We start from the raw sequence: 17220 nt of genomic DNA on the forward strand, positions 1-17220 counted from the left end.
GGCGCTGCAAAGCATTCCCTCAGACCAAGATGAGGGTATACAAATGACCACTACCGTACAGTTCAACCACAGCTACAAGCCTCGCGGCCGCATTGTGTTTCGCCTAACCGGAGGAGGGGAGACGGCACTTGCCGGCGTGCTCCACTTCGACCCTGCCTTTGAAATCGCCGAGGGGGCCAGCTACCTGGCGCGAATCGGCGCCAGTGGGTTTGAGGTGTTCGATACTGTTGTCGACGCTGATCTACCTGCGGACCTGGCGCCCTACAATATCGATTACCACCTGCGTGCTTGCATCTGGCGGAAGCCTGTTGCCGACGGCACCCTAATGGTGAGATTCATCCGACAGTGGGCTGGCTGCCAGAGCTGGCTGGTCTATAGTTGCGCACCAGCGTCACCGATCAGCGCGGGTGCTTATTCGGCGACCGGCCATGCTTGGTTCGATGTGACAAGGTTCGAACTCTCGCCCATCGCTGCACCGGCAGAAGAGGTGGGCCTAACCATGGCACAACTGACGACCATTCCCCCGGTATGGCCCGATTCGGATCGCGTACATCACGCGTTGTGCGCTATCCCTTTAAGCTGGCGCCCAGACTACCTGGCGTATTCGAAACTGCAGGTCGCCCTCGGCCGTGGTGAATTGAGTCGAGAGGAGTTCAAGGCACATGTGCTCAACCACGAGCGGCTGAGGCACCTATGGTCGAATCCTGGTGATGATTACTTAAATTACCTGGTGCACCTCGATGACCTGGGCGGCGTCCAGGAGGTTGGGCCGTACAACAGCCAGCAATTGCTTGAACGCAAGGAGCGGAGCCGTATGGCAATGCTCGCTGCACGCTGAAGGCAACGCTACCGACCGGCCCTTGAGGCCGGTTTTTTTTCGGGCACAAAAAACCGCTGACCTAGGTGGCCAGCGGTGGGGTATTGCGTTGGTACCTCATGCAGCAAGATTGCGCGTCTGGAAAGTCACGTGGTCCATACAGGCAAACAAGCTTTGCGCTTTCTGCTGGAATAGGCACAGGGCGATTTGCTTGAAGTCAGTTTCTTCATCCCTGCTCGGTGTTGATTCGAAGGAGAAGGTGACGGTACCGCCGTATTGGCCTCGGTTGTACAGCACCTCGATGTCAACCAGCGCAACGAGGCGGCCGCCTCGTTTGATGTGCCGTCCCTCGAACTTGTATTGCTGGTGCCGTAACAGGTCACGCCCCATCTCCACGGAGATAGGTTTAATCGTCGCAGCACCATCCTTCAGCAGGGTGATTTCGAAAACCTGCAGTGCCTCCTTCATGTCGAGCGCGCATTCCACAAACTCAGTGAGCTTGGGATGCAGGCCGAGTGAAGCCAGGTGTGTGCCGTTTTCGCGGATGACCCAAACGTATCGACCGCCGACCGTCCCAGTTTTGGTGAGGTGGAGCAGGTCAAACTGGTAAAAGTCTTGTTTGAATCCACGCAGAAGGCAGTCATCAGCCTCAACGATGGCACGCATTTGCTCAAACGCTGGTTGGAATTGCATAGGGTCTCTCCTAGAAAGGCTTTTCATGATGCAAGGAGATGTCCCACAGGCATGTAGAAGGTGGATTGTAGGGCTGTGTGGAGCATCCCCTGAAGTCAGTTAAACAACCAACTACCTGGTGCCCCTCATGAACGATCCAAAAAGCTCCCTACAAGCGGTGGAAAGCCTTCTCAGTGCCGTCAACGCGCACGCCCGAGACCTCAACGACAAAGTATTACCTCCTGATGGGGATAGCTACAACGAGCTCTTGCACTTGGTCACTGATCAGTTGAATGCGATTTTGGGCGCTGCCCAGGGCATCACTGCTGATCCTGCACCTGACACAGCGAGCGCTGTAGCTAAAGCGACTCAGGTGTGTGGTTCTCCTGTTGCCATCGTGCTGGATGCCATCGTCGGCCGGCTCTCCCTAGGCAATCTCCGGTCAATTCTCCAGGCCTATGAGTGCTGCACCCAAGAGCAGCTCAACGGTAACGCAAACTCGCAGCAAATCGCTGGAAAAGCGCTCTCTGCAGCTATTTTGCGGGGTGTCGAGTCGATGGTCGCAAGTGATCGACAACACCTTGAGCTACTGCTGGCGCCGCAAGCGTGAGCAGGTAACCCCACAGCCCGGCATTTGCCGGGTTTTTTTTCGCCCGCAGGATGAGCGTGCTTCACTGCTGGCCCCAGATGAACATGGTGTACAAAGAAAACTAGCCTTATGTTTACGCGTTAAGTATCGATATGCTCTAAGATGCATGACTCAATTGCTGCAAACACACAATGGCGCCGGAGCCTTAGGGAGGGACCCAGCATGTGCAATCGGAATCTGATTGAAGAATGGTCGTGGGATGGATCATCGATCGACGGCATCAAACGCTTTGCTGCCGAGCTCGGAATCGGCCTGCAGAAATTCGTCGAGTCATTCTTCTGCGACGGATGGCCCGAGACAGTTCCAGAGCCGTACCGCGGGGTTGTTAAAGGGCCGATCAGTCGAGATTTCACGCAAGGGGAAAATAGCCTGGCAGGCCACCAAAACTACACCCACATCCTTGCAATCGACCTTGCCGGCGCTGCACTCGTGATGGATATCACCGGCTGCCTGTACACCGATGGGGAAATACAAACCCTGGTCGAGCGCCCAGCGGCAGACGCGCTGGCCAAGGTGGACGAGTACCGTCTCGGAGGGTCTGCATATCGCCCGGAGGTGCGCGAAGCATGAACTACTTGGAACGTGCAGCAGACGACGCAGGCTATCCCAACCTCGACTTTGAAGATATGTATCAGAAGGGCCTCGCGTGCTTTCAGTGGGGCCTACCAAGGCCGTTGGTTCGCCAGGCATTCAAGTACGCATGTGCAGGGTGGACTGAGCGAGACCGCCCGATCTTGATGTGGCATGTCCGTGCATTCGTCTATGGGTTGTCCGGCCGCTGTGACGGGGGAATTCGAAAGCGCCTTGCGCCGGAGGACTACCAATGGCCAGTCCCCCCCGATCCGTCCTGGGAGCTTGTGGTGTGCACCTATCCCGACGGCACTTGTGAGCTTGACCTGGTTCATCCAGTGAGCGGCCGATTCTGGTCCGAGGACAACGGTTTTTTCGAACTCCCCACCGAGAAACGCACGTTGATGAACCCTATGTGGTTCAAGTCCATGGGTTTTGACGTAATGCACATGCAGCCGGCGCTGCAGGTCCGTATAGGCGACCCTAAAAGACCCCATCTGAAGCTGGTGTGATGTAGGGACCAGAGGACCTAATCGCACCCCAGTTCCATTGACCTAGGAGATAACCGCTATGACCGATCAAGTGATGCACATTTTCGCGCCCGACCAGTCCAAGATCACCCCGTTCATTACCAAAGTGGAGATGCTATTGGGCGGGATACCTCAGGTGATGTTCCCTGACGGCACCCTACAGTTCGCTGATCAGGACCAGCGGCCAGTGATTCTATTTTCGCCGCGGTTACCCGAGCCTGAGCTGGAAGAGTTCTGCCGCCTCAACATCAAGATGTACGAGCAGCATTACCAGCAGCACAAGGAAGCCATCGACAATTTTGAGACCCGGCCTATCACGCAGTTTTGGTGATGCCCAGACCGTTGCCAGGCGGGTGGGCTAACCCAGCGGGCCAACTCGCCGTTGCAGCACTCGATCTTCCCAGGTCCATGATCCCCGATCGCGCCATTGCCCGGATTTACCGCTCTGTGTTGCACATCTCCGGTTATACAGCCAACAGGAGATTTCCCAATGCAACATTTTCAAAAAGCAGCAGTGGACCGCACCGATCGTCAAGCGATGATCAGCTTCCTGGCTGGCCATTATCGCTATGACACCATGAACTCTTGGAACCGCGCCACGAGCTACGCTCACTGCGTGAAGATCCATGCCCTTGGCCTGGATCGGGAGCAGACAGAGAAGGCCTTTGAGCTGCTCAATGTCGACTACTGGGATGACTTGTCTCTGGTGATCGAGGACTTCGTCGTGGAAATGAATGGCGAGTTCACCATCAGCAGTAATGGCCGATCGAGCGGGTATCTGGTGCTCATGAAAAGCCAATGGGAATCCACCGGCTATCAGTCCTACTGCAAAAGCTGCTCTCAGCGCAATTACCAAGCCTGTACCGAAGGTAACAATCGCTGCGGTCGCTGTGGCGCCGAGGGTGATGCAGGTCGTTTAAACTTCCAGCATCCACCCAAAACGCTTCGTGTCTCTGGCCAGGCGTTGGACCAGGATGAAGACTTCAACGAATGGTCTCTGGACCAGCTCGCGAACCGAGTAGAGGTCGTCGAGGCATTTGACAATGCTTGTGACAGTATCCGCTCAACCTTCATCGACATGCTGAGCCTGAACGTCGTCGAAGAAACAGTGCTCATTCCGCAGAAACGCTATGTGCTGAAGTCGGCATAGCACCTACGAACGCTCCATCCGCCGCTGGTCTTCGGACTGGCGGTTTTCTTTTGCCCAAAGAAAAGCCCCGACACATGGTCGGGGCGGGTAGAGCGTTATACCTCCTCGGCATCAGCCTCAGGGTCTGCGATCAGCCGCAGCAAATCAGCGACAGGCAGAGAGCAGAGCTGGCGCATGTCGTCGTTCATGTCTTCCAGTCGTTGACGCAGGCCCTGGAGCAACTCGTGGAGCTGCTTTTTCTCCAGAAGGTTGACCGCCATGACCAAGACTCGCCATACCAGCTCGGATTCTTCATCGAGAGTGTCGGTGCGTTTGCGAAGATCCGCGAAGAAATCGAGGATCTCACTGCTGTCCAGGTGGTCGTAGACGCAATCCGGACTCCAGGTGACCTCGGTACCGTAATCAGCCGCGAGCGCAGCCGTGACCTGGTCACGCAGTTGCGGCATCGAGGCCCAGTCCCATACGCCGAGTTGCGCGGCTTTGGTGAGTGTTTCCTGGACGGTGTTCAGCGTTGCAAGCATCTGCGGGAAGAGCAACCGTCGGACTGACTTCGAACCTTCCCAAACAGCTACCTGCAGGGCATTTTGCATGTTGGTTGGAGAGGACCCACGGCGATTAGCTTCCAGCAACAGCTCACGGAGCAAGGCATCGAGCTCGTTCGGCGTGCTGCAGTCGGGTTTGATTGTTGTCGTCTGCAGTAATTGCAGCGTGACCTCGCGGCCGTGAGCATCCAGGCAGTGGAACGTGTCGTCGACCCAGCGGCCAGCCGACAGTGCCTCAGCAGTGATCAGCGTCTCGCAGTTGCTCGACCACAACAGGCGAAGCAGGATGACTGTCGAACCTGATTGCTCGACCTCCGCAGTGCAGCGCGTGGTAAGCCCGGGCAGCGTCAGCTGCACGTGGGAGGCGCTGTGCAGCAGGTTGATGAAGCTGATGAGCGATACGTTGTTCATGGCGAACTCCTGAAAGTAGTTGAACTTGCCCTCAGGGATGCCACACACGCACGAATACCCCCCTCCCTTGTTCTGTGCTCTTGAAGCCGCCGGTCCCTCTCGGCCCGCAAAGCCGGCGCCAGGCACGCCCCCATTCTGTCAGTGAAAAAACCAGGCGAGTACAAATGTTCTCCACTACACTTCACCGACATGCAATTAACAGTCAGAGCAGGCCGACCTAGCTCCCGTCCATCCTGTACCTCCGGAGTCGCCCATGAGCGCTACTGAAGACCTCTTCAAACCTGACAGTCCTTCTTGGAATGAACGGCCTAAGGAGACATTCGACCACTGGATCAGCCAGCAAGCGGGCAGAGGAACCTCAGCCCGCATTCGAATATCGTCCGCGGAGGTCTATCGCTCGCAGTGGGGCCGGTTTGTCGACTGGATTGAGCAAAAGAGCATTAAATTAGACGAAGTGGATGCAAGCGATATTTCAGACTTCCTTGATAGCCTAACCCCTGAGATCGAGAAGAACGAAAAGCGAGTTAACAATAGGCCGCAGCGCGACCGGTACCGCAAGCTAATACAACGAGTGTTGGCCGACCTGTTCAAGGAAAAGGAAGAGCCAGGTTTCCTCAACCCGGCGGCGCAGGCGTTGAGGGCTGAAGGGGTCAAATGGAAGGATGTCGACGGCAACCTGCCTACCAGCTTTCTGCGGCCCCAGGAAGCCGAGCTGCTGGCCAATCACCTGGTGGCGCCGCTGACGGCACAGAACGAGCGGGGGCGGTGGCGCGAGGCGCGGGATCGGGCGATGGTGGGTCTGTGCGTGGGGGCCGGGCTCAAGGTGCAGGACATCGTCGGCCTGACTGTTAATTGCATCACCCCGCAAGCCGCCCCATGGATCACCCTTTCCTATGCGGATTCGAAGTTCGAGCACCGGACCAAGCCGTTTGACTACGCCGCCCGGGCGCTGGCCACCTGGTTGCACATCCGCCAGCAGGCCGGTACCGAGGGCGACCTGGTATTCCCCAGCGACATCACGCCGGTGATCAAGAACGGTCGCAAAATCACCTCGATCAACCCGTCGACGGTGAACCGGATCACCGAGGCCGTGATCGTCGAGTCTGGGGTGAAGGCCATTCGCGATCCTGAGCATCGAGCTAGCCCGCAGACCCTGCGTAATACGTTTGCGGCTGAGCTGTTCGAAAGAGGGGAAACGCCGGCCCTGGTGGCGGAGTGGATGGGCTTTGCACAGCCCGTGTCGGCCGAGAGGCTTTATGAGTCCTGGAAGCTGTGGCGGCAGACCATCAAAGGCACAGAACAAGGGGAGTAAGTGGGCTAGGCAGAGGCGTGACCACCTCCGCCCAAAGGGCAGCAGACGCTTACGCGGACTGAGGAGCCTCGGCCTCCACGTCGCACACGCTGATGTGCACGTGGCCAACGGCAGAGGCATTCAGAGCGATGCGGACTTCGCGGCAAACATCCTCATAGTAGGCGTCCCGCACTTCACGGAAGGCCGAGAACAATGTGAAGAGGCCAATCATAGGAACTAGCAGGTATCGCGCCACCTCAATGATTTTGGTCAACCCCGCAGTGATCTCAGCAGGACTAGCAGACTGCAACGCAAAAAGTGCTCTGGTGACTGCTTCGGGCTCCAACAATGTCGCAAGCAGCACTAAAGCGAAAACGGCCGTTGGCAAGGCTGCAAGGGCTCCGCGCAGGGTTCGAGTCAAGGCGCCCATCACAACGATCAGGGCTTTGACGTACGTCCGAGGATCTCGCCGCACGCGGCTTCGCATCTCCTGGTACTTCTCCATCGAGAGAGAACCCACCCCTACACCGTTGACCTCCACCGTGACTTGCTTCTCGCTCATGCTCATATCCTGTGCTCCTAGTGGGGATTATTGGTCGGCCGCATGGCCAACCTGAGCAGGATAGCATTTAGATACAGTCGGTGTATGTGTTCGTGTTATAGCATCTAGGCCCAGGCCCAGCGGGTGAGACGCGCCTGATTCACGAACGCCAGAAACCACAAGGCCCACTACGAAGTAGCGGGCCTTGTGGTCGCAAGTTCAACCTTTCGGTTGATTTTCCCAGCCTTTCAGGAGATTGGGTCGGTTGAGGCTTGTTCGCCTACATGGGGCCTATTAAACACTGGTTTCGCTGGCAATGCAACATGGAACTATAAAAATATGCGAACGAGCGGTCAGAGCGCCAGAAAGCCCGTAAATACGCCGTTTCCGTTGGGTATCGAGGCCAGAGGGAGTGCCTAACTACCCTCCACTCGACCCGCGAGATACTCACAGTATCGGAATGGACAAACTGAATGCATGCATTCAGAATCATGTGGCGTATAGGTACGAGTTATTGACCGCGCGAGCGCGACTTCCGCCTCAACCCAATAGGGACAACGATGGCCACCATACTCTCACACGACCAGCAGCAACGCCGGGAACACACCGAGCTCATCATGCAGCCTATAAGCCGAGCCAAGCCTCCAACCATCAGCAAAGAGTCGACGCTCTGCGAAGTATTCATCAAAGAGTTCAACCAGATCAAAGGATGGACGTGTTATCCAGAGGCTGCAGGGTTCGATGTGCTGGTGGTCAACGACGACGGCCGCCAGATCGGTGTCCAGGCAAAGCTCTCGCTGAATGCCAAGGTCGCTGAACAGATCCTTCCCAATCAAGGCGACGACTTTTGGGAAAGTCCGGGCCCAGATCACCGCCTGGTCATCGTCAGCAAAATCACCGATGCCAGTGCTGGCATTGCCAAGATGCTCCGTCGGCTTGGAGTCAAAGTACTCTGCCCATATGAGTCATGGACAGCACAAGGCTACGTGCACACGTTCGGACTTGATCATCGGCTCTTTTATGCAGAGGGCAGCGCAGGCTCTGATGAACGTATGTTCGATTGGTGGCCCTCAGTGCGCTGCCGTGTACCGGCCATCGTAACCTCCTTGCCGGCTGGAGTTCCAGCCCCGGTTCGACTCACGCCATGGAAAGAATCGGCACTGAAAGTGGTGGTCCTGATGCGTAAGCAGGGATTCATCACGGCCAAGCAAATCGCATCGTTCGGAATAGGCGTCACCGCATGGACCCAGCCGGCCGGCAGCAAGAGACCCTGGCTCGCTAAAAGCCAAATCCGCGGTCAGTGGGTGGAAACTGAACACATGCCCGGCTTCGACAAGCAGCACCCTGATATGTACGCCAAAGCGCTTGCCGAGTACGAAGCCGAGGCGGCGAAATTACAGCTGATAGCCCCAGCAGCAAACTGAATGACTGATGAGAGAAAGCATGAACTTTGAAACCCGAAAGAAAAAGCTAATGGACATAAGGAGGTGTGCGCTGGACATGCAGAACGGGACCCTTCCACCGTCCATGATGGCAAGCCTTCTCGCCTCTATTTCCACTGCCATCATTGTCGGAGTCATCATGAAACAGGACCCACTTTTGGTAGTAGGCACCAGCCTTGTGGTTGCCCTGCTGGTTTACTTTCGAGCCCCATTTTCTAAGTCGTGGGCCGAGGCTCTTGATAACCGGCTAACCGACTATGAGCCAATCGACCATGAAGCGTACGCCACTTTTCACCATGCGACACGTGAGCGGGGCGGCCTCGATCTTCCTGCGGTGTTCAGTTGGATAGAGCAGGAAATGACTGCTCTCTCCGCTATCACACCGAAAGTCCCAGATTGCGCAGCCCACAAGTTCATCAGCAAGCCAGTCAAGCCAGTGGCCAATGATCGCAGCCAGGAATAGCAGGCTATGAGCGCTCTTAGCTCAAGGCACTTGTCGTTCTAATCAGGTTCACCATAGGCCGGCCTAAGGAACGGCTGCCAATTCTCGGCTCCCTCGATGTCGACGGCCTGGCCCGCAGCGGAAATTTTAAAGCTCAGTTTTCGCTTATCGGCCACCAGAAGCCCCCTGTTTGCTAGTCCTCGGGCAATGCCAAGCACGACCAGGAGAGGAGGGTAATAACTTCGCCCGATCCATGGCTCAAATGGGTCCAAGAATTCGTTTGGCTGCTGTTGCCCCTGGTAAAGAATGCGCAGGGCAGTGAGCGACATCGGCTTGCTGGCAGGGTCAATTTTTGGTTTTTGCATAGGCAAGCCTTTCAGCACTCTGGCGACCCTCCTGCCATCAGTTGTAAGCCTGACATAAAGAGACATGAGATCGCCCAAACCGATCAGCCGGTGATCCGTGTTCAGCAAGCCGCGGCTTTCCAGGGAATGCCACGTTGAGCCGGCGCCATGACCGACCAGTTTCATCTCCGCGAGCGCGTACCGTAACGGGCCATCGTACGTCATTCTTCGGACCCGACCGTCAGGACCATATTCCAGCCACCGCCATTGGCTCGCTGGCGCAGAGCCTGGCCCAGAATTCGCCTGCTCGGCCCGCTGATCTTCGTCATACGCCACCACGAGGTAGGCACGCTGGCGCTCGTTGAGCGACTCAGCGATCTCGGTTATTCGGGTGATCAGCTTTTCCTGGGCCATGATGCTGCTGAAAATTTGGGCACTTCCTTAACTTAAGCACCGCCGCCGAGCTTTGCCTTGCCGGGCGATCGCCGGCCTGGCCGAACGCGTATACACCACTGAATCACAACCACCGTCTCAAACCGGGGCAGCTTTATAGCTCGATGCACACCATCTCCGGAGACCAGGTCACCCGCATAGACCTGCTTTTCCAGGAGATCAGTATGTCCAAGCAAATCCAAGCAAATCAAACTGCAGTTCTGGTCGCTGACCGTGAGCAAGGTACGATCCTCGCCGCACTTCGCCACTACCAGGAGTTCCTCCGAAGTGGGGCGTCAGCTGCTCCGGGCCTGCTTGATATCGCAAGCAATTCCGGTCAGCTCACGCCCCTGTCGACCCAAGAGATCGAAGTGCTGTGCGAGAAAGTAAATTTCGGGTCGACCCTCAAGGAGCTCGAATCGTTCGTCGCCAACGCAAAAGCTAAGTGAAGGGTGGCGGTATGCATCCGATCATTGAAGCCTCGCGGCTTATGAAGGGCGCGCAGATCACGCGGAAAGCAGCGGTACATGCCAATGGGGGGACTATCTTCCTCTGGGAGCTCTCAACTGGTGACACCATTGAGACCATACGTTCAACCCATGGCTTCAGTTCAACCGCGTTGAAGGCCATCCCCTTTATCGATCGCGTCAATTACTACAGCGCCATGCGTGGCACCAAGGTAACTGGTAGCTACCAGCTACAAGCTTAGAAACGCTCCATCCAACCCGGCCATGCGCCGGGTTTTTTCATGTGGGTTTATAGAGAGCTGAGACTCATCTCCCGAGGCAAGTTCAACGCCTTACGGCAAGACAAGTGCCCTGGCACACCTCACATGAAAGGAGCAGGCAATGGCCACTCTCACCGCAGTTCAAGCGAAGAAGAAAATCGATGATCACCTGTTGAAAGGGGCGGGCATCTACGCCTACCACCCGAAGCTGGGATGTCGCTACTTCAAAGCACGTGTGTCAGGCGAAAAGCTGGAGGTCTGGGACGGATTCAGTTGGTTCGAGGTACCTCGCGAGACGAAGTTCAACAACGGCCATGGATCCGCGGGTGACCTGTTCACTTTTTGATTTGCCAGCAAAAAACGCCTTTCAGGAGAAACACATGAACACCCGCACCCCTATCGCGAAAATGGGCAAGAACATCAATGCTGCCGAAGTCGAATTTAAAGTCGCCCGCAGTTTTTACAAAGTAGAAGTCCCTGCCGGTACCCGCTGCTGCTACCTCGCCGGCGGAACCAACGGAGGACGCTGGGTCGTTGACGACCTGTCTTTCCTCAATCCGAACTCTGCCGTGTACCACGATGCGGACCACTACGGGATTCCGGTTCCAGAAACCAACGTAATTGAGGATCCACGCCGGACGTGAGTCGGCTGGACTCTTGCGAGTTCTCCAACTCTGCATAACTGCTTCACCCGCCCTCGAATCTATTGGTTCGGGGGTTTTCTTATGCCACCGACTGTTCCCAGGAGCTGGGCGCCGTATGAAGTGCCCCTTCCTCCGCCAGCATCTCGGCGCCTTCGCGCTCGATCGCTCCCGCAGTAGATACCTCAGGCGTTAGCGGCAGCTGGCAATCACCGCACACCAGGTTGAACTGGTCGCCGCCGAGCACAGATTTGTTGCAGCCAGCACATGTGTATTTCGTTCTGGCCCAGACTTTTTTTTGCGCGCTTCGGCGGCCAGCACCAGCAGGCCCGGCCGCACCCGCCAGATTGATGTTCAGCCCCTGATCGTGAAGCTCGCGGATGAGGAGGCTCAGGCCCCCGCCTTCGAGAAGGTAGTGCGACACCTTCTGCCCGATCACTTGGCCACCAGGCAGGCCGGTACTGGACGGCTGCAGACCGATCTCGACCATTTTATCGGCCCAGACCTGGTCGTGGTAGGCCCGCCGCGGGGGCTGTCCGGAGTGCTGCCGGTACTGATGACAGGCTTGATGCGCCAGCGATTCGATCATCTTGCTGCTCGAAAGGTGCGCCCCAACGGCGATTTGGTCCAAGGCCGGGCAGAGCTCCCCGCTCGGAAGAGCGCCAGGCCGGTAATGGCCTTCAGACCCTTGGCGTGTCGAGAATCTGATTTCACAGCCAGGTAATGACCCGGAAAAGAAGCGCTCATTGATTGCCTGATAGGCGTGGTGCAGTTGCTGCAACGGGTGAGATGGCGGCTTTGCGGTATCCATAACTCTCTTTTAATACTCGCTGCGTATAGTCACGAGTTGTCGGTATTGCTAGTATATGGTCACACGTACACATAATTCTACCGGCACCATTTATAAATCTGAGGTAACCGATGAAAAAGCTCGTTGTCGCTATCGCTCTCGCCAGTTGCTCGCTGGCTGCATTCGCCCAGGCCGAGTCGCCTGCACCCGAGGTTGCTCAGGCCCCTGCCGCAGCCACCGCTCCAGCAGCTGCGGCAGCGGCGCCAGCTGCTGACATCGAGATCATGACCGTGCTCAACACGCTCAAGGGCAAATACCCCTCCACCAACTTCACCAACGTAGAGCGGGCGCCGATCGATGGCCTCTACGAAATTACCATGGGCAAGAACATTGCCTACACCGATGCCTCAGGTCGCTACCTGTTGTTCGGCAGCGTTTACGACATGCAGACTCGCAAGGACCTGACGGCACCCAAGCGAGCTGCAGCTGAGAAAATCGACGTTTCGAAGTTTCCGCTGGCAGACGCGTTCACTCGCGTAAAGGGCAACGGCTCCCGCAAGCTCTATCTGTTCTCTGATCCTGACTGCCCGTACTGCAAGAAGCTGGAAACGGAGGTCCTCAGCAAGTTGGACAATGTCACCATTTACACCTTCATGTATCCGCTGGAGTCGCTGCACCCGCAGGCTCGCGCCAAATCTGAATCGGTCTGGTGTCTGCCTGAGGCTGGCCGTGCTGCTGCATGGGAATCCTTGGCGCAAGGCACCCAGCCGCCGGCGAAGAAATGCGATAACCCAATCGAGCGCAACATCGCGCTGGCCGAAAGCATTGGCTTCCAGGGTACTCCCGCCATGGTGAGCGAAGACGGTCGGAAGATGCCGGGGCTGGTATCGGCCGAGCGGCTCGACGCCTGGCTCAACGGCGGTTCCTGATCTCCCGCCAACAGTCTTCTCCACGTGGCCATCTCGATGGCCACGTTGGTTTCTGATCACCTGATCGTCATGAGCCCCGGGCTGGGCATTCTCATTGGAGTTGTGATGAAGCTACGCCGCTTATGCGCATCCGCTTTCCTTACCGCCCTCTACCTCGCGTCATCCACTGTTCATGCCGAAGAGCTCGGCAAGTACGGAAACACCTGGGAGATCCAGGAGCAGGATGCAATCGACATGATCCAAGGTCGGTTGAAAGCGATGGACAAGAAAGGCGAACTCGACAAGTTCTGGAACGACTACCGCGACAAGCAGTTGGCCGGAGCAGAAAACCCCAAGCCGGTACCCGGCATTGGGCCCGTCGTTGAGCCGCAGATCAGGATGTACGACCCGACCTACACGTACCCTGAGACCGTCAAAGATCATCTGGGTAACATCCTGGTGCCGGCGGGCACTCGCATCAACCCGCTGGACCACATCACCCTCAGCAAAGCGATCATCTTCATCGACGCTCGCGACCCGAAGCAGCTGCAGTACGCCAAGAAGCGCACCGATGAGCATCCCCGGGACAAAGTGATATTGGTCGCGGGTTCGTTCCTGAAGCTCAACCGGGAGTGGGGTCGCCCGGTCTACTTCGACCAGATGGGCATCCTCACGAAGAAGTTCGGGATCGAGCGCGTTCCCGCGGTCCTGACCCAAAAGGGCAGGGAACTCCAGATCGAGGAGTTGAAGCTATGAAGAAACTGCTTATGGCCCTGGGCTTTGTGGCAACGGCCCTGCTCAGTACGGTCAGCTCTGCCGATGAAGGCGTGTGCACCGGTAAATTCCCGAACCTGATTTCGGACGTCTGCTGGTCCTGCATGTTCCCGATCAAGCTTTTCGGTTCAACGGAGCTCATTTCCGATGGCCAGGAAGACTTCGACAGCGGGAACAAAAGCGCATTCTGCACGTGCGATAACCCGCCCAAGGTCGGCATTCCCACCTCGTTCTGGGAGTTCGACATGATGACCGACGTTACCACGGTGCCTGGATGCTTCCCCTTGCTCGGTGGGGTGAAAGTCAACGTAGGCGTCAACGCAGATGCATTCGGCTACATCTCTGACGATCAGAGCAGCGGCATCGGCAGCACCCGCGACTCGTTCATGCAGGTCAACTTCTATATCAACCCGGCCATGTATGTGATGGGCGCCATCCTGGACGACACGTGCATGGACAACCGCGGTATCGACGTGCCCTGGATGTCTTTCGCGGACCCAACCCACAACGATGACGAACTCGCCGGCATCCTGACCCCCTACGCGTTCCCCTTCGGGAGCATGCTGGCGATCGGGGCCATGTCCGCCGATGCCGTTGCCGCTGCTACAGGCTTCCCACTGTCCACGATCTTCTGGGCCGCCGGCTCCTACGGTCACATGTACCCGCTGACCGGTCGGAACGAGGCGCACCTGAGCATGGAGCAAACCGCCCGGCTGCAAACCACGCGAATCCTCGCGAAACTCCATGCCGCGGGTACCCAGTGGGCGGCAATGGGAGGTGACGCAATGTGCGGCTACTACCCGCAGATCATCATGGACAAGCGGCAGTACAAGCTGACTCGCCTCTACCCCAAGCCTGAGACCGCAAAAATCGCAGGCAAGTGCTGCTCTCCAATCGGGCGGTCGACAATTCTGACCGAATCGAACACTGAGTTCCCTCTCCCAGGATACAAGGACTTTGGCTATGGCATTTTCCGTAAACGCGACTGCTGCGGCGGCGCTACTCTTAGCAACTAGTTTCTTCGCCGTGCCTGCCGTGTCCCAGCAGCTGGAAATGCCTTCCAACGAAGCTATCCAGAAGATCATGCAGGAGCAGGCGGCATCTCGAAGTGCCGCTCTGAACGGGAAGATTGATCCGGTGAAGCCGGGCACGTTCAAGGCCACGGTACCGGTCATCGACGCCCCAGCGCCCACCAAGACCGAGTCGCTTGACGACGTCATTGCGCGATTCAACGCCGCAAAACAAGGTGCAAAGGGTGGCCACGGCGCGAACGACTTCATCATCTTCGTGTCGTTCTCGATGCCCAAAGACAGGCTTGAGCGGCTGGCGCAACAAGCTCGCGAAACCGGTGCTGTCATGGTCGTGAGAGGGTTCAAGAATGGCTCCCAGATGCAGACCAAACAGGCTGCGCTGGAGGTGAACAAGGCCGGTGTGCCGTGGGAGATCAATCCCAATCTGTTCAAGGCCTTCAAAGTGGAATCGGTACCAACGTTCGTCGTGGCGTCTGCAGAAGCAGAGTCCGTTCTGGACGATGGCTGCTCACCAGATGCCACCTTCACGTCGATCACCGGCGACATCAGCGCAATGTTGGCCCTGGATACCATCCGCCTCCGTGCGCAGCCTGAGATCGCAAAGCTTGCCGAGGCCAGGTTGCAGAAGATCTACAAACAACAAGCCCCTGGCACCGTCCACTGATCACGATCGAGCCCGGCATCGCGCCGGGCTTCTGGTGAAACTATGCAAACTGAACTGACCACCATTGCTTGGGAGCCTGGCTTCCAACTGAACCTGAGCTCCTGGGCTGATTTGGAGATTGCGAAGCGTCGTGGAGAAAGCCCAGGCGAACTATCAGCATGCGCTTTGAATTCCTGCATCTTCTACCTAGGCGCCTATGTCATGACTCGCGACCTGGTCGCACACGTCGAAAAGGGCATCACCTGGAACGCGCAGGTTTATGAGGCATGGAACTATGGCCGCTGCCAAGAAATTCACAAAATCTGCCGAGGGCTTGCACCATCAGATGCCGACGCCCTGTTGCATGCTAGTGGGTATGCGGACGTCAGCCTGGATGAGCTCAGCGACGCCTCGGACGAAGCAGTCCAAGAGGCATGGGCCGCGCTGTACGGCGAGTAATAAAAAACCCGGCCTCAGGAGAGGCCGGGTGCTGTAAAACGTTAATCAGCTTGAGCCAAGCGCCCAGAACCGAATGCCACACGACGGGCCACTGCATTCCATTCCTGCACAGTAACCAGCATGCTGGAGCGGGCCTTCTCGTGACCGTTTACTGTCTGGCGATACTGCAAGCGCACAAAGCCAGGCGTGACACTTGGATACCCTTCGAGCTCATACACGTTACGAAAACCGTCAACATCGATGTTGCTGGCGGTGTAGATCTGCGAGAAGAACATCCTGTAATAACCGGCCTTTGCCAGCATCACAGCAATCTCGCAGAGCAGTTTCAAGCGCATGCAGCACGCGGTGATGAACAGTACGAGTTCAAGCGACAGAGCTTGAGCCTTACGTTTGCAAACATCGGTGTCGATAGTCAGTTTCATGGTCATTCTCCCGGGTTGAGTGGCTAAGCCTTGCGTTTGCCTAGTACCCGGTAATGCACATCACGCGACTACAAATCGGATTATCCCTGTGCGGCCTCCTCACCGCCGAGCGCTTCCATGAGAGCGGGTACGAGCTTTGCCAGCACGCCGGCGTAAGTCAGAAACATCGCGCCGAATGCAGCCTCCTCTTCCTCCTCATCGGGAATCTCTTTGTTCACGTTTTCGAGGAAAACAATGCGCTTGAGTGTCGACTTGTCAGTCAGCACGAAGGACACCTCTTCATTGAACGTCATGGCCAACCGTACGGGGCGCCGACCTTCGAGGAGGTGCTGTCGGATCTCCTCGCGCTCCAGGCTGATCGAGGCGTAGCCCACCTTAGATTTTTCAAGGTCCAGCCCCTGCAGGTTGACCTCACGGTCGACCGTGAATTCGTCGGGGGATTCGTTGTTCATCAACCAGGTGGCCATCGCAGAGGAGGGGTCCATCGAGGTTCGAATCAGTGATGCAGGGATATCGATGGCGTCATGTATTTGAGTGACGACATCATCGGCTTTCGCCGGTGAGCCACAGTCGATGCCGATCAGGCCCGCCGAAGTATCGATCCACACCTTCTCAGTGCTCTGTGACTCGAATGCCCTGGGCAAGAGCTCGATAAACGCCTCTTCCTTCATCGCCTTGAGCTGGTCCCGGCTCGGCTTGTAGCCCTTCTCGGAGAGCATCTTGGCCGCCTTCTTCGCCACGTGTCGCTGCAATACAGGCTCGGGTACCTTCTTTTCTTCAAAGCACAGATTTAGCAGGATCTGCTTCTGCACCTCGAACACGAGGCCACCGCCAACCCGGGGCTCCACCCAACCCTGGGTTTTGATGACGCTACCCGTACAGGGAGTGAATGCCCTTTTTTCCAGACGTTTCGCAAGCTCGGCCGTAGACAAGCTCCAGGGCTCAGTAATCCGGTAGAGGTGAAGGTTCGAAAACATGATGCAACTCACTCC

General features: G+C 57.0%; 25 protein-coding genes. 18 read left to right on the forward strand and 7 right to left on the reverse strand.

The window, feature by feature from the left end; all coding sequences use genetic code 11:
* The first annotated feature begins 43 nt into the window (after positions 1–43).
* A complete protein-coding gene (locus L6D80_RS21050; RefSeq protein ID WP_023383752.1) occupies positions 44–838 on the forward strand; it encodes a hypothetical protein in 795 nt (264 codons plus the stop codon).
* A gap of 96 nt (positions 839–934) precedes the next feature.
* On the opposite strand, the gene L6D80_RS21055 is transcribed toward L6D80_RS21050, so the two are convergent.
* Positions 935–1510 carry a hypothetical protein gene (locus L6D80_RS21055; RefSeq protein WP_023383753.1) on the reverse strand — a complete coding sequence of 192 codons (576 nt, stop codon included), beginning with the start codon at positions 1508–1510 and terminating at the stop codon, positions 935–937.
* A gap of 127 nt (positions 1511–1637) precedes the next feature.
* Between L6D80_RS21055 and L6D80_RS21060 the strand changes: the two genes are divergently transcribed.
* The 5 genes from L6D80_RS21060 (at position 1638) to L6D80_RS21080 (ending at position 4388) form a co-directional block, all read left to right on the forward strand.
* Complete coding sequence (locus L6D80_RS21060; protein ID WP_023383754.1) at positions 1638–2099, forward strand: hypothetical protein; 462 nt, start codon at positions 1638–1640, stop codon at positions 2097–2099.
* Positions 2100–2300: 201 nt separating this feature from the next.
* Positions 2301–2708 (forward strand): hypothetical protein, encoded by a 408-nt coding sequence (locus L6D80_RS21065; RefSeq protein WP_023383755.1) that lies wholly within the window; start codon positions 2301–2303, stop codon positions 2706–2708.
* On the forward strand, positions 2705–3220 hold the full coding sequence (locus L6D80_RS21070; protein ID WP_023383756.1) for a hypothetical protein: 516 nt from the start codon (positions 2705–2707) through the stop codon (positions 3218–3220). The genes L6D80_RS21065 and L6D80_RS21070 overlap by 4 nt, the downstream gene beginning before the upstream one ends.
* A gap of 58 nt (positions 3221–3278) precedes the next feature.
* The gene (locus tag L6D80_RS21075; RefSeq protein ID WP_023383757.1) at positions 3279–3569 is read left to right on the forward strand and encodes a hypothetical protein; all 291 of its coding nucleotides are present in this window, start codon (positions 3279–3281) and stop codon (positions 3567–3569) included.
* A gap of 159 nt (positions 3570–3728) precedes the next feature.
* Entirely contained in the window at positions 3729–4388 is a 660-nt protein-coding gene (locus tag L6D80_RS21080) for a hypothetical protein (protein ID WP_023383758.1), read from the forward strand.
* 95 nt (positions 4389–4483) lie between these two features.
* On the opposite strand, the gene L6D80_RS21085 is transcribed toward L6D80_RS21080, so the two are convergent.
* Positions 4484–5341: a hypothetical protein gene (locus L6D80_RS21085; RefSeq protein ID WP_004574800.1), complete on the reverse strand. Its 858-nt coding sequence runs from the start codon at positions 5339–5341 to the stop codon at positions 4484–4486.
* Between the two features lie 253 nt (positions 5342–5594).
* On the opposite strand from L6D80_RS21085, the gene L6D80_RS21090 reads away from it, so the two are divergent.
* Positions 5595–6653, forward strand: a complete 1059-nt coding sequence (locus L6D80_RS21090; protein ID WP_023383760.1) for a tyrosine-type recombinase/integrase — start codon at positions 5595–5597, stop codon at positions 6651–6653.
* 49 nt (positions 6654–6702) lie between these two features.
* Here the strand turns inward: L6D80_RS21090 and L6D80_RS21095 are convergent, their stop codons facing one another.
* Positions 6703–7194, reverse strand: a complete 492-nt coding sequence (locus tag L6D80_RS21095) for a hypothetical protein (protein ID WP_175442733.1) — start codon at positions 7192–7194, stop codon at positions 6703–6705.
* 539 nt (positions 7195–7733) lie between these two features.
* Here L6D80_RS21095 and L6D80_RS21100 point away from each other — a divergent pair.
* Positions 7734–8597 (forward strand): hypothetical protein, encoded by an 864-nt coding sequence (locus L6D80_RS21100; RefSeq protein WP_023383762.1) that lies wholly within the window; start codon positions 7734–7736, stop codon positions 8595–8597.
* A gap of 19 nt (positions 8598–8616) precedes the next feature.
* Positions 8617–9078, forward strand: a complete 462-nt coding sequence (locus L6D80_RS21105) for a hypothetical protein (RefSeq protein ID WP_023383763.1) — start codon at positions 8617–8619, stop codon at positions 9076–9078.
* A gap of 38 nt (positions 9079–9116) precedes the next feature.
* Here L6D80_RS21105 and L6D80_RS21110 read toward each other — a convergent pair whose 3' ends face one another.
* A complete protein-coding gene (locus tag L6D80_RS21110) occupies positions 9117–9815 on the reverse strand; it encodes a hypothetical protein (RefSeq protein WP_023383764.1) in 699 nt (232 codons plus the stop codon).
* 203 nt (positions 9816–10018) lie between these two features.
* On the opposite strand from L6D80_RS21110, the gene L6D80_RS21115 reads away from it, so the two are divergent.
* From L6D80_RS21115 to L6D80_RS21130, 4 genes are all read left to right on the forward strand, one after another.
* Positions 10019–10282: a hypothetical protein gene (locus L6D80_RS21115; protein WP_041925797.1), complete on the forward strand. Its 264-nt coding sequence runs from the start codon at positions 10019–10021 to the stop codon at positions 10280–10282.
* A gap of 11 nt (positions 10283–10293) precedes the next feature.
* Positions 10294–10542, forward strand: a complete 249-nt coding sequence (locus L6D80_RS21120; RefSeq protein WP_023383766.1) for a hypothetical protein — start codon at positions 10294–10296, stop codon at positions 10540–10542.
* Between the two features lie 139 nt (positions 10543–10681).
* Positions 10682–10906: a hypothetical protein gene (locus L6D80_RS21125; protein WP_023383767.1), complete on the forward strand. Its 225-nt coding sequence runs from the start codon at positions 10682–10684 to the stop codon at positions 10904–10906.
* Between the two features lie 34 nt (positions 10907–10940).
* Entirely contained in the window at positions 10941–11204 is a 264-nt protein-coding gene (locus L6D80_RS21130) for a hypothetical protein (protein WP_060500574.1), read from the forward strand.
* Between the two features lie 79 nt (positions 11205–11283).
* Here L6D80_RS21130 and L6D80_RS21135 read toward each other — a convergent pair whose 3' ends face one another.
* Positions 11284–12012: a hypothetical protein gene (locus tag L6D80_RS21135; RefSeq protein WP_041925798.1), complete on the reverse strand. Its 729-nt coding sequence runs from the start codon at positions 12010–12012 to the stop codon at positions 11284–11286.
* 110 nt (positions 12013–12122) lie between these two features.
* On the opposite strand from L6D80_RS21135, the gene L6D80_RS21140 reads away from it, so the two are divergent.
* The 5 genes from L6D80_RS21140 to L6D80_RS21160 are packed head-to-tail and all read left to right on the forward strand — an operon-like array spanning position 12123 to position 15806.
* Positions 12123–12920 (forward strand): DsbC family protein, encoded by a 798-nt coding sequence (locus L6D80_RS21140; RefSeq protein WP_023383770.1) that lies wholly within the window; start codon positions 12123–12125, stop codon positions 12918–12920.
* A gap of 36 nt (positions 12921–12956) precedes the next feature.
* Positions 12957–13655 carry a type-F conjugative transfer system protein TraW gene (gene traW, locus L6D80_RS21145; RefSeq protein ID WP_023383771.1) on the forward strand — a complete coding sequence of 233 codons (699 nt, stop codon included), beginning with the start codon at positions 12957–12959 and terminating at the stop codon, positions 13653–13655.
* The gene (locus L6D80_RS21150; protein ID WP_023383772.1) at positions 13652–14689 is read left to right on the forward strand and encodes a TraU family protein; all 1038 of its coding nucleotides are present in this window, start codon (positions 13652–13654) and stop codon (positions 14687–14689) included. The genes traW and L6D80_RS21150 overlap by 4 nt, the downstream gene beginning before the upstream one ends.
* A complete protein-coding gene (gene trbC / locus L6D80_RS21155; protein WP_224459419.1) occupies positions 14637–15368 on the forward strand; it encodes a type-F conjugative transfer system pilin assembly protein TrbC in 732 nt (243 codons plus the stop codon). The genes L6D80_RS21150 and trbC overlap by 53 nt, the downstream gene beginning before the upstream one ends.
* 42 nt (positions 15369–15410) lie before the next feature.
* Positions 15411–15806: a hypothetical protein gene (locus tag L6D80_RS21160; protein ID WP_023383774.1), complete on the forward strand. Its 396-nt coding sequence runs from the start codon at positions 15411–15413 to the stop codon at positions 15804–15806.
* 41 nt (positions 15807–15847) lie between these two features.
* On the opposite strand, the gene L6D80_RS21165 is transcribed toward L6D80_RS21160, so the two are convergent.
* Positions 15848–16228, reverse strand: a complete 381-nt coding sequence (locus tag L6D80_RS21165; protein WP_023383775.1) for a hypothetical protein — start codon at positions 16226–16228, stop codon at positions 15848–15850.
* An 80-nt stretch (positions 16229–16308) separates the two neighbouring features.
* A complete protein-coding gene (locus L6D80_RS21170; protein ID WP_023383776.1) occupies positions 16309–17205 on the reverse strand; it encodes a recombination-associated protein RdgC in 897 nt (298 codons plus the stop codon).
* Between the last annotated feature and the right edge of the window lie 15 nt (positions 17206–17220).

The organism is Pseudomonas ceruminis, from assembly GCF_021602025.1.
In the GTDB taxonomy this organism is placed as follows: domain Bacteria; phylum Pseudomonadota; class Gammaproteobacteria; order Pseudomonadales; family Pseudomonadaceae; genus Aquipseudomonas; species Aquipseudomonas ceruminis.